This window comes from Sedimentibacter sp. MB35-C1 (assembly GCF_030913635.1).
GTDB lineage: Bacteria > Bacillota > Clostridia > Tissierellales > Sedimentibacteraceae > Sedimentibacter.
In genome coordinates this window covers 2,959,503-2,974,499 of sequence record NZ_CP133188.1, presented here as the reverse complement: position 1 = coordinate 2,974,499, position 14,997 = coordinate 2,959,503, and the positions used below count along the sequence as shown (strand labels likewise).

14 protein-coding genes are annotated in these 14,997 nt (G+C 34.0%); 11 read left to right on the top strand and 3 right to left on the bottom strand.

The genetic code is table 11. The annotated features are described in order from the left end of the window. Nucleotides 1–118 precede the first annotated feature (118 nt). Entirely contained in the window at nucleotides 119–1,018 is a 900-nt protein-coding gene (locus tag RBQ61_RS14480; RefSeq protein WP_308137927.1) for a metallophosphoesterase family protein, read from the top strand. A 56-nt stretch (nucleotides 1,019–1,074) separates the two neighbouring features. Here RBQ61_RS14480 and RBQ61_RS14475 read toward each other — a convergent pair whose 3' ends face one another. Beyond that, nucleotides 1,075–2,655: an EAL domain-containing protein gene (locus RBQ61_RS14475; protein ID WP_308137926.1), complete on the bottom strand. Its 1,581-nt coding sequence runs from the start codon at nucleotides 2,653–2,655 to the stop codon at nucleotides 1,075–1,077. 189 nt (nucleotides 2,656–2,844) lie between these two features. On the opposite strand from RBQ61_RS14475, the gene RBQ61_RS14470 reads away from it, so the two are divergent. Next, complete coding sequence (locus RBQ61_RS14470) at nucleotides 2,845–3,315, top strand: VanZ family protein (protein WP_308137925.1); 471 nt, start codon at nucleotides 2,845–2,847, stop codon at nucleotides 3,313–3,315. An 86-nt stretch (nucleotides 3,316–3,401) separates the two neighbouring features. Here RBQ61_RS14470 and RBQ61_RS14465 read toward each other — a convergent pair whose 3' ends face one another. Together RBQ61_RS14465 and RBQ61_RS14460 are read right to left on the bottom strand one after the other, a co-directional pair. After that, nucleotides 3,402–4,337 (bottom strand): DMT family transporter, encoded by a 936-nt coding sequence (locus RBQ61_RS14465; RefSeq protein ID WP_308137924.1) that lies wholly within the window; start codon nucleotides 4,335–4,337, stop codon nucleotides 3,402–3,404. 172 nt (nucleotides 4,338–4,509) lie between these two features. After that, nucleotides 4,510–5,028, bottom strand: a complete 519-nt coding sequence (locus RBQ61_RS14460; protein ID WP_308137923.1) for a sigma-70 family RNA polymerase sigma factor — start codon at nucleotides 5,026–5,028, stop codon at nucleotides 4,510–4,512. Nucleotides 5,029–5,218: 190 nt separating this feature from the next. On the opposite strand from RBQ61_RS14460, the gene RBQ61_RS14455 reads away from it, so the two are divergent. The 9 genes from RBQ61_RS14455 to RBQ61_RS14415 all read left to right on the top strand — a co-directional run bounded on the left by RBQ61_RS14455 (nucleotide 5,219) and on the right by RBQ61_RS14415 (nucleotide 14,989). Then, a complete protein-coding gene (locus RBQ61_RS14455) occupies nucleotides 5,219–5,692 on the top strand; it encodes a competence protein ComK (protein ID WP_308137922.1) in 474 nt (157 codons plus the stop codon). Between the two features lie 119 nt (nucleotides 5,693–5,811). Next, nucleotides 5,812–6,084 (top strand): sporulation protein YabP, encoded by a 273-nt coding sequence (yabP, locus tag RBQ61_RS14450; protein ID WP_308137921.1) that lies wholly within the window; start codon nucleotides 5,812–5,814, stop codon nucleotides 6,082–6,084. 6 nt (nucleotides 6,085–6,090) lie between these two features. After that, a complete protein-coding gene (yabQ, locus tag RBQ61_RS14445; RefSeq protein WP_308137920.1) occupies nucleotides 6,091–6,702 on the top strand; it encodes a spore cortex biosynthesis protein YabQ in 612 nt (203 codons plus the stop codon). Then, entirely contained in the window at nucleotides 6,656–7,117 is a 462-nt protein-coding gene (locus RBQ61_RS14440; RefSeq protein WP_308137919.1) for a septum formation initiator family protein, read from the top strand. Before yabQ ends, RBQ61_RS14440 begins: the two co-directional genes overlap by 47 nt. A gap of 73 nt (nucleotides 7,118–7,190) precedes the next feature. Next, entirely contained in the window at nucleotides 7,191–8,819 is a 1,629-nt protein-coding gene (locus RBQ61_RS14435; RefSeq protein WP_308137918.1) for a PP2C family protein-serine/threonine phosphatase, read from the top strand. Between the two features lie 329 nt (nucleotides 8,820–9,148). After that, nucleotides 9,149–10,528, top strand: coding sequence for a tRNA lysidine(34) synthetase TilS (gene tilS, locus RBQ61_RS14430; protein WP_308137917.1), 1,380 nt, complete (start codon nucleotides 9,149–9,151; stop codon nucleotides 10,526–10,528). Next, the gene (gene hpt, locus RBQ61_RS14425) at nucleotides 10,528–11,064 is read left to right on the top strand and encodes a hypoxanthine phosphoribosyltransferase (protein ID WP_308137916.1); all 537 of its coding nucleotides are present in this window, start codon (nucleotides 10,528–10,530) and stop codon (nucleotides 11,062–11,064) included. The genes tilS and hpt overlap by 1 nt, the downstream gene beginning before the upstream one ends. A gap of 88 nt (nucleotides 11,065–11,152) precedes the next feature. After that, the gene (ftsH, locus tag RBQ61_RS14420) at nucleotides 11,153–12,964 is read left to right on the top strand and encodes an ATP-dependent zinc metalloprotease FtsH (protein ID WP_308140129.1); all 1,812 of its coding nucleotides are present in this window, start codon (nucleotides 11,153–11,155) and stop codon (nucleotides 12,962–12,964) included. Nucleotides 12,965–13,309: 345 nt separating this feature from the next. After that, nucleotides 13,310–14,989 carry a methylmalonyl-CoA mutase gene (locus tag RBQ61_RS14415; RefSeq protein WP_308137915.1) on the top strand — a complete coding sequence of 560 codons (1,680 nt, stop codon included), beginning with the start codon at nucleotides 13,310–13,312 and terminating at the stop codon, nucleotides 14,987–14,989. Nucleotides 14,990–14,997: the final 8 nt, after the last annotated feature.

Genomic DNA, 14,997 nt, shown 5'->3' with positions numbered 1-14,997 from the left:
AGAGGCGAATTTAATCAAAATGCGTCAAAAAGAAGCTGGTTACTTTTATATTAAAGGAGTATAAATTTTAACAATTAAGTTTATACTGAATATTCTGATACATAAGGATGTGTGTCAGATGAGATATTTAAAGCGGTTAACAAAGGTCTATAAAAATTCTCCGAAAATAAATTATGACGAAGATTCAAAATTTATTATTATGAGTGATGTACATAGGGGAGATGGAGGTTGGGCAGATTCTTTCTCTAAGAATCAAAACACTTTTTTTGCTGCGTTAACATATTACTTCAATGAAAATTACACTTACATAGAGCTTGGGGATGGAGATGAACTGTGGGAAAACCGAAATATAAATGACATAATAAATGCACACAGCGATGCCTTTTGGGTCTTAAAGAAATTTCATGAAAAAAAAAGGTTACATATGATATATGGCAACCATGATATTGTCAAAAAATATCCATTTTATGTTGAAAAAAACTTGTTTCAATATTTTAATCAGAGAGACAATGAATATTGTGACCTGTTAAGAGATATTAAGATACATGAAGGATTAATTTTGCAGAATAAGAAAAATCATAATGAAATTATGTTGCTGCATGGTCATCAGGTAGATTTTTTAAATAGTGATATCTGGAGGGTTGCAAGGTTTCTGGTAAGATATTTTTGGAAACCTCTCGAAAATTTTTGCCTTCATGACGTAACAAGGACGGCAAAAAACTACAAAAAGAAAAACGATGTAGCGATGAAGCTTAGTCGGTGGGCGTCTAAAGAAAATAAAATAATGGTAGCTGGACACACCCATAGGCCTATGTTCCCAAAACCGGGGAAACCGCCATATTTTAATGATGGGAGCTGTGTACATCCAAGATGCATAACAGGAATAGAGATAAGTGGGGGAGAGATTACGCTGATAAAATGGGCTATAAAATCAAATAGCGAAAAAATGTTGAAGGTAGAAAGAGAGATATTAGCAGGCCCAAACAAGATAAATGACTATTTTGAAAAAGCAAGATAATAATATATGAGCGAATTAATTATCAGTGTATGACCTTCATGAGTCATACACCGATTCTACAATATGGTAGGCTTGTGGAAATAGTATCCCTGCAAATAGTCTATTTCGATATCCCTACAGATATCTGCAATTTCTTTCGTTTCTACACCTTCACCAACTGTTGTAAAATTGTGAATTTTGCAGAAATTAATTATTGATTTAACAACAGATTTGGAAATGTTGCTCACTGCGATTTTTTCTATAAGAGACTTGTCAATTTTTACAACATCTATTGGAAGCTCGCTTATATACTGGTATGATGAATATCCTGTCCCGAAGTCATCAATAGCAATAACTATTCCTATGCTGTTCAGCTTAATAAGATAATTGTATATAGTTTTTTTATCGATAAAGTGACTTTCTGTTATTTCAATCTGTAAACGCTCTTTAGGAATATTGTTTTTTCGGACTGCAGAGATAATGTATTCCATAACATTGTCATTAAAGTCTACGGCAGAAAAATTAATTGATACGATATTTTGAAATTTACCTTTGGATATTCCATCTACAGCGTAATCAATAAGGTGCTTTGTAAGTTCACTCATCAATTCGGTTTTTTCGATTACCGGAATAAATTCATTTGCATATATTCTGGAGCCATCTTTAGTTACCCATCTTGCAAGAAGTTCAACGCTGTGAACGTTACCGGTTTTAGATGAATAAATATTCTGAGAAGCTATTTTAATATCATTATTTACTAGAGCATGTCTGAAGCTGCTGGCAATCATCTGTATTTTTTTGTAATGGTTTTCAAGAGATTTATCATATATCAGGTGTTTAATATTTTTGGCCTTAGCATGTTCCAAAGCCATCAGAGAGTGCCTGACCCCTTCCGAAATCATCTCATCTTTTCTTAAATTAGCAATACCTGTAGCTATTTCAATATATATTGGAATTTGCTCGACAATCAGTGACTCACTGCTTATTTTTTCAACCACTTCAAATATTTTTTCGGTTACATTGCTGTTTTCAGGATACATGTCCTCGGTTAATATAAAAATAAAATCCATCCCTTCATGTTTATACAATTCTATGCCGTCGTAATCTAGAAAAGCGGATTTAAGAATTTTGGAAAATTCAGATACGATTTTACCTGTAAAATCGCAGCCAAATACACTGACCATTTCGCTATAGCCTTTTACAGAAATTGAAACAATAACTTTATCTCCGAATTTAATATCGTTTTGTTTTAGAGCCTGCATATTTTTAAGTTTTGTTACGGGGTCATGAGTGAGTATATCAGTTATATATACTTCATATTTTTGATTATAATCATAAATGAGACCAAGTATAAAGGATATAGTAACATATATAAGCATTCTTATTATCCAATTTTGAGGTTCTTGGGCTTCTCCTGACGATACATCCAGAGGCATAAGAGGCCCGACCAGCAATGAGCTGAACAAAGCATGAACAATACCTCTTTTTCTTCCATTAGTCGAGGATGCTGTGGATATGGTAATATACATTAAGTTTGCGTATACCTTGGCTGTGCCTCCGGTATAATAAACGAGTGCTGCTATTATAGCAGACAATAGGTAAGAGAAAATAAGAAAAAACTTTTGAAAATTTTTTAGTTTTTTTATTTTTAGAAACATGATTTCCCCCGATGATATATTATAAACTGCGGCATGCTTGTGATAATACAGTGTGTGCAATAATTGATAATTTTTGTCATTATAGATAATTTCGTCAAGAATACGAATAATATTATACTAAATCTATATTTTATTATATAATTATTTTACATATGTTATAATAATATAAATTTTAATAAGGAAGTAGCGATGCTGGTAAGTAGAAAAAAATTAATAGGTTGGATTCCCAGTTTAATATGGATGGGAATAATATTCATGTTTTCATCGCAGCCTGCATCTCAGTCAAATGATTTGAGTACGGGTTTTACAAAGTTTGTTTTTGAAATGCTTGGAAAAGTGTTGCCTTTCAATGTAGAAATAAGTACGATAAATGATTTTGCTGTGCGGTTCAATCACATTGCGAGAAAGTCTGCACATTTTTGTATTTACCTTATTTTAGGGTTGTTGGTCTCAGGTGCACTTACTAAAAATAAATATAAAGGTAAATTAATGCTAGTTTCACTAATTATATGTGCGCTGTATGCTGCGGGAGATGAGTTTCACCAGAGTTTTGTACCAGGTAGAGGATGTCAGCTTAAGGATGTATTTATTGACAGTGCTGGAGCTTATACAGGTATCTTATTCAATAAGGTGCTGCGAAGTGTGATAAAGAGCACATGATAAGATACTGAATGTTACAACATTATTGTATAGATGGCGTAAAAAAAGGACAGTGTTGATTTTAGCGCTGTCCTTCTTATTTGAATTTATTTAGCGGTATCCTTGTGAATATCCGGGGTTTTCCTTATGTTCTCGTATTGAGTTATAAGCATTCCCAAAAGCATTAGAGCGCAGCCCATGTATCCTCTTGCGGGAAGTACTTCATTAAGCAGCAAAGCGCCTCCGATTGCAGCAAACACTGCTTCCATACTTAGTGCTATGGCTGCGTGTGACGGTTTTGCCGACTTTTGTCCTATGGCCTGAAGAGTATATGCAACTCCGGCGGACATTACACCTCCGTATAAAATAGGTATCAATGCATCAGATAAACCTAAAAGACTTACGTCTTCATATAAGAAAGCAACTATAAAGCTTAATACAGAACATGTTGCAAATTGAAAGCTTGAAAGCTTAATTACATCAACTTTTTTTGCAAACCTATCTATCAGCTGTATATGTGCTGCCCAGAAGAACGCACCAATAATTTCCAATAAATCTCCGAACTCTATTTCAAAGCTCTCGTTTATACTTAGAAGATAAAGTCCTACGACGGCTGTAAAAGCGCCTATCCAAGTTGTATAATGAGTTTTTTGTTTTAGAAATATTCCATAGATAGGAACAATTACTATGTAAAGACTTGTTATAAATCCTGCTTTTCCCACAGTTGTGTAAATTAGTCCCACTTGCTGAAGTGAAGCACCCATAAACAAAACACTTCCTGCAATCATGCCGGCAATTATTGTCAATTTTAAATCCGATTCTTTAGGTATTGATTTATTGTCGGATTTATCGCTATCTTTTGATTTTTTTCCAAAAAAATAAATCACTGGCAGTAGCGATAAACTTCCCAAGGCAAACCTGGCTCCATTAAATGTAAATGCTCCAACATGCTGCATTCCAACTCTTTGGGCAACAAATGCAAATCCCCATATTGCGGCTGTCAGCAGCAATATAAGCACTGATCTTACTTCTCGAGTTTTCATTAAAATTCTCCCTGCTAATATATTTCTGTGAGATACTTATGTCTTCACATGCTATATATTATCATAAATGCAGAAATTTTCAAAGAGAATTTAATGGTATAATAAAACCTGCCATACCAGCTATGTTTTTTGCATCATGCAGGTATGACAGCGAATTATTGGGGATTCTATTTTATTTCTGATATCTTGCAAGGTTATATAGTTTTTTTATTGCCGATTTTTTTCTGCCTGAACAAGTGCTGAGCGGCATTTCGAGTCTTTCAGATACTTCCCGTATAGTAAGCTGCTCATAGTAATACAAACGAAGAATTTCTCTATCTATTGCTGAAAGGGTTTTTATATTCTCATACAGTTCGTTCGAATTCTCTTTTTCCAATAAATTGTCTAAACAGGATGGAAATTCACCGCAAATCAAATCATCTGAATAACTTTTATTATTATCTTTTCTTGTTTTTCGAAAATAGTTTTTATAAAAATAATATATTTTTATTTTTACATACTGAAGAAAGTGAACATTTCTTTTTTGGTTATAGGCTTTTAGAGATTCTAAGATTAATACATAACCTTCCTGTTCAAGATCTTCTGCTATGGGGTCCATAGGATCCCAATACATATAAATGTTTTTAAAAATAAGCGGTTTTAACCTGTCTAATAAAATTTCGTGATAATTCTTGTCCCCATTTAAACTCATTTGAATAATATAATTAATGTCAGAGCCCATGACTACCCCTCTTTCTTTAAGGCTAATATGATTATATATATAGATTTGTTAGCTGTAAAAAGCGGAACTTGGTTGAAATGACTGGGCTGTTTGGCATAAAACATGAAAAAGCATAACATTAGAATTTCAATGCAAACTTTAATTAAAGGATTTGTGTAATATGAAAAATAAGTTGGAATTTAACCAAATCGACGCTATGCTGCCAGTTTATGTAAAAGATAAAGGGAATTGTACTGAAGTCATAACGACAGAGGCTTCTTATATAAAAAGTACAACAGTTGAAACATGCATAAAGCAATTAGCGGATTATTATAATATAAGCCTGTATCATAACAGGATAAATTACGGTAGAGAGCTTGGCATTTCTAATAAGGTGCCGGTTGTTGTAAATGAAAATTCAGTATATATATATGTTAATGTGAGAGAACCTATGTTTAAGCATGATGCGGCGTACGGATATGTAGACTTAAATGCTGTTGATCAGGTTGAGCAGGAAAACGGACTTGCTGTAATACTAATGAATTCAGGCAAAACTATAAAAACGAGGCAAAGCATAAAGTCGCTAAAAAGGAGCATGTTGAACGGCAGATTGGCGAGAGACATATATAAGGAAAAGCATAAGAAAAATAATTAGCAGAGGAGGGCGAAGTCCCTCCTTGTATTTATTTTAGGCAGGCATTTATTCATAATTACAAATGAAATACATATAATTAATAATAAAAATCGAATGTCTCAATTTCGGGGGGAATGCAAATGGATGAGAAAGCCGTACAAAGCTTAACGCTTGAAAACAAGGAAATATTAAGCGTAACTGGAGTAGAAAATGTAGACAACTTTAACGATGAAGTGGTTGTACTTATTACTAACAAAGGAAAGTTGACCATAAAGGGTGAAAAGCTCAATATAAATAAATTGAACGTTGATGAAGGCAAGCTTATTGTAAAAGGAGTTATAAATTCCCTAGTATATTCCGAATATGAAGGTCAAAGAGAAAAAGTAAGCTTGGTTAAAAAATTATTTAAGTAGGATTATATGGATTACTTACCTTACTCTCAAGAATATATGCTTGCAGTTTCTGTAATGGGGGGAATGCTTCTCGGATTCATTTGGGACATATACAGACTCGTAAGGCATTATACTAAACTAAGTGCGTTTGCTACTGCTATAGGAGATATTTTATATTGGCTGATAAGTATATATATTGGAATACAGCTTATTTTTGATATAAGCTTCGGCAATGTCAGGTTTTTTATTCTTATTGGATTTATTTCAGGCGCTCTATTATATTTTTACGGAATCAGTCGATATATTTTAAAAGCAGCTATTTTTATTGTGGATGCAATTTTAAAATTTATAAAGAAGATAATAAGCTTGTTGATTGACCCCATTAAATATGTTGCAAATATGTTGATTAACAAATTTAAAATATTGTTGTACCCTATAAAACTTAAATACGAAAAAACAAGAAATACAGCAAAAAAACGATATAAATTCTTTAAGTTCAGGGTAAAAAAACTTTCAAAAAACAAAAAAATGATATATAATAAAAAAAGGCATCTACGCAAGATGAAAAAGAGAAAAAGGGGGAAAAGAACAATTGAACGAAGATCAAAAAATTATAGAACTAAAGAAAAAAATCAATAATGAAGACTTCCGTATGCAAGAAAAAGAAATAAAAAATCAGCATAGGATGCAAAAGCTAATAAAATCTGCCCCCAAAAAGAAAAAAAGAAAATTTAATATATTAAATTTTGCTTTTATGGTATTCATATTTTATTTTGGATATACTGCATTTAATCAGTACCAGATGATAAACGAACTAAACAAGGAAATAGATGAAAAAAATCATAGCAAAGCTAAAGTCGAAAAGGAAGTTCAGGATCTTAAAAAAGATGTTGAAAAAATTAATGATGAGGAAGCATTGCTGGAGCTTGTTGAAAAAATAGCCAGAGAACAGTACAAAATGGTTAAACCGAATGAGACTATATATATAGATAAGAATAAAAATGACAATAAATTAATTCAAGGAATAGGGCTTGAAGAAGAATTGGAAAACTGAATAGATATCGCATAGTTTGACAGCATTTTACATTCTGTTTCTGCTACCATTATAAAGTGAAGGGGTGGAAATCATGATTGGTCAAACAAACGATAAAAGATACATTACAGGTATTATTGGAGAGTTTCTAAAAAATGAAATTAAGCACATCAAAGAAAACTGGATTGTTTTTATGATGTGTTTTTTTATTGCAAGGCAAAATATCATTGATGAAATATTTCCATTTGCAGTAGTGGTATTGAGTTCGTATTGCTATGCGCAGGGAAGCTCTGTATCTATGCTGCTTACTGCAATATTTGCCGTACTTTTTGCACAGTCAAGCTTTGTGTATGTTATTATTTTGATTGCCGTCTATGCATACTTTTTAAATTTTAAGGATGAAAGGCATTCCATTCTTATTGCAGCAGGATATTCTTCAATTGTGCTGCTTGTTTCAAAGACAACAATATTATTAGCAGATGGATTCAGTGTAAATGGACTGATGTTAAATACTTTTGAAACGATTTTTGTTTTTAGTGCAATAATTATTACCAATGAAATCATAAAAGTAATAAAAAATATAAAATACGGCTTTAAAAAAGAAAATGTTCATAGGATAAAAAATAAAAAAGCAAAAAAAATAAAGAAATCTGAAGAAAAATCATATGACAAGGTTATTAAATTTGCAAATAAAGAAAGTGAAAGGAATGTGGATGCAAAAGAAGAAGCGGCTTCAACAGCTTCTGCGGAAAATAACACTGAGTATCAAAGAGAAGCCGGAACTATAAAAAACATTGCTGAATTTAGAAAACCCAGAAATGTGAGTATATTTACGGATAAGGCAAAAACGAAAATAAAAGAACAGCTGTTATGGCAGAATATAAATGTTAAATTTTTTGAAGTCGTTTCCTCTAATAAAAACACAATTTCTTTAAGCGTTACTGTAAAGACAGAAAAATCATGTGAGGAGGCTGAAAGCGCAATCGAGCTTATAGTAAGAAATGTTTGCGGTGTAAAGCTTAAATGTACTGAAAGAGTAGTCGCATCTAAAGATTACTATGTCTTGAAGTTTAAAAATATAAAAAGAATAAAAATAAGGACATACAGCGCTTCTGCAGTTAAAGAGGGAAGTGAAGTGTCTGGAGATAATTTTGCCTATGCAGGAAGGGCTGATAGATATTATACTGTGTTGTGTGACGGGATCGGTTCAGGAGAAGAGGCATATAACGAAAGCAATGGAGCGGTTGACTTGCTTTCGAAATTTCTATACACTGATTTTTCAGAAGCACAGATATTGAGAACACTTAATTCTATCTTAATGATAAAGCTCGGAGAAGAAAGATTTGTAACGTTTGATTTTAATATAATTGATTATAGTTCCAGAGAAATACGAATATATAAAGCAGGAGCCGCGCCTTCTTACCTTATAAGTGGAAAAACCGTGGATAAAATATCCGGTAAAAGTCTTCCGCTGGGTATACTGGATAACTTTGAATACAGTTCATTTAAAAAAAAGGTGGAAATTGGAGACCTTATTATTATGGTATCGGATGGTATAATAGATTCAATAGGTATGGATACAAAAAAATCTCTGGATAAATATATTGAATACTTAGTTAATAAGGATCCTCAAACAATCGCTAATTCTATATTAAGCTATGCTTTAAGAGGGCAGGACAAAATTATCGATGACATGACGGTGCTGGTTACAAAAATAGGTTAAAAACAAAACTCTTCTGTCTGTTTGTCTATTGCTAATGTGTTTTCATTGCAAGAAGAAGCTAACTTGTAAATAGCATTTCTCATTTTATTCAGCATGTATAAATTTTGAAATTTAATAGGATTGAGATGAGCTGAAATTGATAATTTTATTATTGAGTTCAGCTCATTATTTTAATTATTCAATTTATATGTTAATTATATATATTAGAGGCATATGCCGGTATACGCAATGGAAGATTTTTTTGTATATTTTACGAAAAAATTAAAAAATATTTTTAAATTGATAAAACCGTGGTATAATCTATAACATGTAATAAAATGAGGGAAGATATGTATAATTTAGTAAAGCAGAATGTATTGCAAAAAAAATTGATATTTAAAGGAGAAACCATCCTTGTAGCGCTATCCGGAGGACCGGATTCCGTATTCCTGTTTCACAATTTGAGAAAACTAAAGGAAATTTTAGGCTTTAATTTGTATGCTTCTCATATAAATCATATGTACAGAGGCGAAGATGCGATGCATGACGAAGAATTCGCAAGAAATCTGTGCAGAAAATATGGTATAAGACTTTTTGTCAAGAGAAAGCATGCCGGCGAATATGCTCGAGAGCTTAAAGTCACTGAAGAAGAAGCAGGACGAATACTAAGATATGGTTTTTTTAATGAAAATCTTGATGAACTTGGCGGCGGGAAAATCGCAGTTGCGCACAATTTAAACGATCAGGCGGAAACTGTGCTTCAAAGGCTCATAAGGGGTACAGGAGTTGACGGATTAAGTGCGATGAGCTTTGAAAATAATAATATAATAAGGCCAATTCTAAATGTTCCGAAGTCAGAGATTTTAAAATACCTGCATGATAACAGTTATGAATATTGCATAGATAAAACAAACCTTCATGATATATACGGAAGAAATAAAATAAGATTAAATCTGATTCCTTATTTAGAAGAAAGTTTCAATCCGAATATCCAGAATGCGTTGTACAGAATGTCTGAAGCAATGCAAAGGGACAAAAAAATAATTGAAAAATATACAGAACTTAAATTTCAGGAACTTCTGGTGGAGAAAGATGCTAAAAGAGTTGTGTTAAATCTTCCTAAGCTAAAGTCTCTGGAACCAGGTGAATCTGGAAGGATAGTAAAGAGGGCAATAGAGGAGCTTAAGGGAAATACAATAAATATTGAAATGAAGCATATTAATTATATGCTTGGATTTATGCAAGCTGCTGATACCGGAAAAAAAATTAATTTGACGGAGGGCTTTACAACAGAAATCAGTTATGATAATTTTATAATCAATAAAAATGTTGAAAACATTCCGAATTTTGAATATAATATTATACTAAACGATTCTTTGTATATTCCTGAGGTTGGAAAGACACTTACTGTAAAGATTTTGAATATTACGGAATTTGACAGAAAAAATAGGAACAGCATAAGCTTGGACTATGGTTTACTAAAAGGGAACCCGATTGTCAGGAACAGACGTCCCGGTGATTCGATGATTCCTTGCGGCATGTCAGGAAAAAAGAAAATAAAGGATGTTTTTATTGATTTGAAAATACCTGCCGCTGAACGAGATAAAAAACTCATTATTGAAGCAGGCGGTGATATATTGTGGTTGGAAGGCTTCAGAATCAATAACAGCTACAAGGTGTCGGATTCAACAAAAAAAATACTAAACATTACAATGGAGGAACAGCACTGATGAACGGAGATATCAAAGAAATATTGATTACGGAGGATGTATTGCAGTCCAAGGTAAAGGAGCTTGGAGCAAAAATTACTGATGATTACAAGGATAAAGACTTGCTTTTAGTTTGTGTTCTTAAAGGTGCGGTAATATTTGTAAGCGATTTAATGAGAAATATAAATTTACCATTAGGTATTGATTTTATGGCCATTTCAAGTTACGGATCAAATACTCAGTCATCTGGAGTCGTACGTATCCTTAAGGATTTGAATACATCAATCGAGGGTAGACATGTACTTATAGTCGAAGACATAATAGATTCGGGATTGACGCTGTCTTATCTGGTTGACAATTTAAAATCAAGAAGGCCTGCGTCGGTAGAAATATGCACAATACTCGATAAACCCGACAGAAGGGAAGCCAATCTTGAAATCAAATATACAGGATTTCGGGTTCCTGATGAATTCGTAGTTGGGTACGGTCTGGACTATGATGAAAAATATAGGAATCTGCCGTATATAGCAATTTTGAAAGAAGAAATTTACCAATAAATAATTGTAAAGTATTTCAATATATGCTACAATTTTATCATTACAGTGGTCTTTTTAGACAAAGAGGAGGCTTTAATTGAAAGGATTTATGAGAAGCATCGCAATGTATGTTCTTATATTTGTCGTAATTATCATGCTGGTTCAAAGCATGGTTGAACCTGCGAAGGATGAACAAAGTATAAGTTACAGCGAGCTTATAGTTCAATTACAAAATAATAACATAAAATCACTATCCTTTACTGAAAGTGAGGTAAAGGGTGTTTACAAAGACGATACGAAATTTACTTCATATGTACCAACTGTCTTTTTATTTAATTCAAGTTTTTATGACAAATATGTTGCCGACAAAATTGAATCAGGGGAAATAGAAATAGTGGGCGAACCTGTACCTGCCACTCCTATATGGGTAAGCGCACTGCCTACAATCGGAATGCTTGTCCTTTTGGCAGTTTTGTGGTATGTATTCATGAAACAGTCTCAGGGGGGAGGAACAGGAAAAGCAATGTCCTTTGGCAAGAGCAGGGCAAAAATGGTTAAAGATGATGACCCGAGCAAAAAAATTACTTTTGCGGATGTAGCTGGACTTGATGAAGAAAAAGAGGAGTTAAGCGAAATTGTTGATTTCCTTAAAAATCCAGCAAAGTTTGCAAGGCTGGGAGCCAGAATACCAAAGGGAGTCTTGCTGGTTGGCCCTCCGGGAACAGGAAAAACGTATCTGTCAAAATCCGTGTCTGGAGAGGCAGGGGTTCCGTTTTTCAGCATAAGTGGTTCCGACTTTGTTGAAATGTTTGTGGGGGTTGGTGCTTCACGTGTAAGAGATTTATTTGACCAGGCAAAGAAAAACGCACCATGTATTATTTTTATAGATGAAATTGATGCTGTCGGAAGACGGAGAGGAGCCGGCCTCGGCGGAGGAAACGATGAAAGAGAGCAGACATTGAACCAACTTCTGGTTGAGATGGACGGGTTTTCAGGAAACGAAGGTATTATAATAATTTCAGCTACAAATAGACCTGACATATTAGATCCAGCGTTGATGAGACCGGGACGCTTTGACAGACAGGTTCATGTAGGACTTCCGGACGTAAAGGCGAGAGAGGCAATATTAAAAATTCATATAAGAAAAAAACCTCTTGCAGATGATGTAGATCTGGAAATTGTAGCAAAAAGGACTCCAGGATTTACTCCTGCAGATTTGGAAAACGCAATGAATGAAGCTGCTCTTTTGACTGCAAGACAGAACAAGACATTAATAACTATGGACATAATTGAGGAAGCGATAACTAAGGTTATTGCAGGGCCTGAAAAGCGCAGTAAGGTTATCAGCGAAAATGAAAAAAAGCTTACTGCATATCATGAAGCCGGGCATGCAGTTGTTGCAAGGTTATCTTCAAATAAGGATCCTGTGCACATGATTACAATAATACCAAGAGGCGGTGCCGGAGGATTTACGATGTATCTGCCTGAAGAAGACAGGTCATACAGATCAAAGACAGAAATGGAAGAAAGTATTGTAAGACTTTTGGGAGGCAGAGTTGCTGAAAAACTTGCTCTTGATGATATTTCAACTGGAGCATCTAATGATATTGAAAGAGCAACAAAAATTGCGAGAGCTATGGTTACAACATACGGAATGAGCGATGAGCTGGGCCCGATGACTTATGGAACAAACGAAGAAGAGGTATTTTTAGGAAGAGATTTTAACAAGATAAGAAACTACTCAGAAGAGGTTGCTGCCAGAATAGACAATGAAATGCGAAGGATTATTGATAGCGCATATCATAAAACAGAAACACTTTTAAGTGAAAACATGGAAAAATTGGACCGTGTAGCTCAGGCCCTTTTAGAAAAAGAAACAATTTCAGGCAAGGAATTTGAAATGCTGTTTGAGGAAGTTTAAACTAATAGTGATGAGATTCTTCACATAACAAATGAAATGATTACTTTCGTTGGTGGAGGATCTCTTTTTTTATTCTAATGAATCTCGTAATATTTCCAATGAAATGCATGACAGAAAATAATTAATATCTTTATTTTGATTTTTTTTGAAAATAACAATATGAAATGCAAATGATTGAAAAATCAATGCTTTATTTCTTTTTAATATTGTCACCATATAAATTTTGCAACTTTTGCTGCAAGTTTGAAAAATATACAGTCTTTTTGGGTAAACGTCTTGCAAAATTAAGGTTTTTGGATTATATTTAATGATTGTAAATACTTGTTAATCAAAATGGAGGATTTTATGTTTGAAAAAGAAAAACTCGACCAATTAAGATCGGCTCGCCAGAATTGGGAAGATAAAGTGTTAAGCAAGTCTTTAAGTAAAGCGCCTGAAAATAAAACAGAATTTAAATCAGGTTCCGGTGTGAATGTGGAAAGGCTGTATACTCCGGAGGATGTTGCAGATATTGATTATGAGACAGAAATAGGATATCCGGGACAGTATCCTTTTACAAGAGGGTATCAGCCGACAATGTACAGGGGCAAGACATGGACAATGAGAATGTATGCTGGCTTTGCAACGGCGGAAGAATCTAATGAAAGGTATAAATATCTTGTAGGGCAGGGGTCTACAGGGTTATCTGTTGCTTTTGACCTTCCTACGCAGATAGGGTATGATTCAGACCATTCTCTAGCACAGGGTGAAGTCGGTAAGGTCGGCGTAGCCATAGATTCTCTAAAGGATATGGAAATTCTTTTTGACGGCATCCCTTTGGATAAGGTTAGCACATCAATGACAATAAATGCTCCGGCTTCTGTATTGCTTGCAATGTATATAGCTGTTGCAGAAAAACAGGGTGTATCATCAGATAAATTAAGAGGAACAATACAAAATGACATATTGAAGGAATACATAGCAAGAGGAACATACATTTTTCCTACAGAACCGTCAATGCGTCTTATAACAAATATATTTGAGTATTGCTCAAAAGAGGTTCCAAAATGGAATACAATCAGTATTTCAGGATACCACATCAGAGAAGCTGGATCTACGGCAGCTCAGGAAGTTGGATTTACTCTGGCTGATGGTATTGCGTATGTTGATGCGGCAATTAAAGCCGGGCTGGATGTTGACACATTTGCACCGAGACTTTCATTCTTCTTTAATGCACATAATGATTTGCTTGAAGAAGTTTCAAAGTTTAGAGCTGCAAGGAGACTCTGGGCTAAAATAATGAAGGAAAGATTTAAAGCAAAAAATGAAAAATCAATGATGCTTAAATTCCATACTCAGACTGCAGGATGCACATTGACTGCACAGCAGCCGGATAATAACATTATAAGAGTTGCAATGCAGGCATTAGCTGCAGTGCTGGGAGGAACTCAATCTTTGCATACAAATTCAAGAGACGAAGCTTTGGCTCTGCCTACTACGGATTCTGTTACAATAGCATTAAGGACTCAGCAAATTTTGGCTAACGAAACTGGGGTTACAAATACAGTAGATCCATTGGCAGGTTCGTACTACATTGAAGCTAAAACAAAAGAAATTGAAGAAAAAGCCATGGAATACATCAGCAAGATAGATGAATTGGGTGGAGCTCCTAGAGCTATTGATATAGGATATATTCAAAAAGAAATTTCTGATTCTGCGTACAAGTATCAGATGGAAATCGAATCGCTTGACAGAATAGTTGTAGGAGTTAACAAGTACCAAGTTAATGAAGAACCTCCAAAAGGATTGTTGCGGGTTGATCCTATAGTTGGTGAAATGCAGAAGAAGAAAATTGAAGATGTAAAAACTGCAAGGAATAATGAAGTAGTTAAAGAGAAGCTTGATTTGTTAAAAAAGGCCTGCCAGGGAACAGAAAATGTGATGCCGTTTATTTTAGATGCAGTTAGAGAATATGCTACACTGGGAGAAATATGCGGAGTTATGAGAGAAGTTTTTGGCGAATATGAACAAGCAGTATTGCTTTAAATTAGGAG

What these genes read in the sequence shown, in the direction of transcription:
- RBQ61_RS14480 (WP_308137927.1), top strand. Translation starts at nt 119, where the DNA reads ATGAGATATTTAAAGCGGTTAACAAAGGTCTATAAAAATTCTCCGAAA.
- RBQ61_RS14475 (WP_308137926.1), bottom strand. Translation starts at nt 2,655, where the DNA reads ATGTTTCTAAAAATAAAAAAACTAAAAAATTTTCAAAAGTTTTTTCTT.
- RBQ61_RS14470 (WP_308137925.1), top strand. Translation starts at nt 2,845, where the DNA reads ATGCTGGTAAGTAGAAAAAAATTAATAGGTTGGATTCCCAGTTTAATA.
- RBQ61_RS14465 (WP_308137924.1), bottom strand. Translation starts at nt 4,337, where the DNA reads ATGAAAACTCGAGAAGTAAGATCAGTGCTTATATTGCTGCTGACAGCC.
- RBQ61_RS14460 (WP_308137923.1), bottom strand. Translation starts at nt 5,028, where the DNA reads ATGAGTTTAAATGGGGACAAGAATTATCACGAAATTTTATTAGACAGG.
- RBQ61_RS14455 (WP_308137922.1), top strand. Translation starts at nt 5,219, where the DNA reads ATGAAAAATAAGTTGGAATTTAACCAAATCGACGCTATGCTGCCAGTT.
- yabP (WP_308137921.1), top strand. Translation starts at nt 5,812, where the DNA reads ATGGATGAGAAAGCCGTACAAAGCTTAACGCTTGAAAACAAGGAAATA.
- yabQ (WP_308137920.1), top strand. Translation starts at nt 6,091, where the DNA reads ATGGATTACTTACCTTACTCTCAAGAATATATGCTTGCAGTTTCTGTA.
- RBQ61_RS14435 (WP_308137918.1), top strand. Translation starts at nt 7,191, where the DNA reads ATGATTGGTCAAACAAACGATAAAAGATACATTACAGGTATTATTGGA.
- tilS (WP_308137917.1), top strand. Translation starts at nt 9,149, where the DNA reads ATGTATAATTTAGTAAAGCAGAATGTATTGCAAAAAAAATTGATATTT.
- hpt (WP_308137916.1), top strand. Translation starts at nt 10,528, where the DNA reads ATGAACGGAGATATCAAAGAAATATTGATTACGGAGGATGTATTGCAG.
- ftsH (WP_308140129.1), top strand. Translation starts at nt 11,153, where the DNA reads ATGAGAAGCATCGCAATGTATGTTCTTATATTTGTCGTAATTATCATG.
- RBQ61_RS14415 (WP_308137915.1), top strand. Translation starts at nt 13,310, where the DNA reads ATGTTTGAAAAAGAAAAACTCGACCAATTAAGATCGGCTCGCCAGAAT.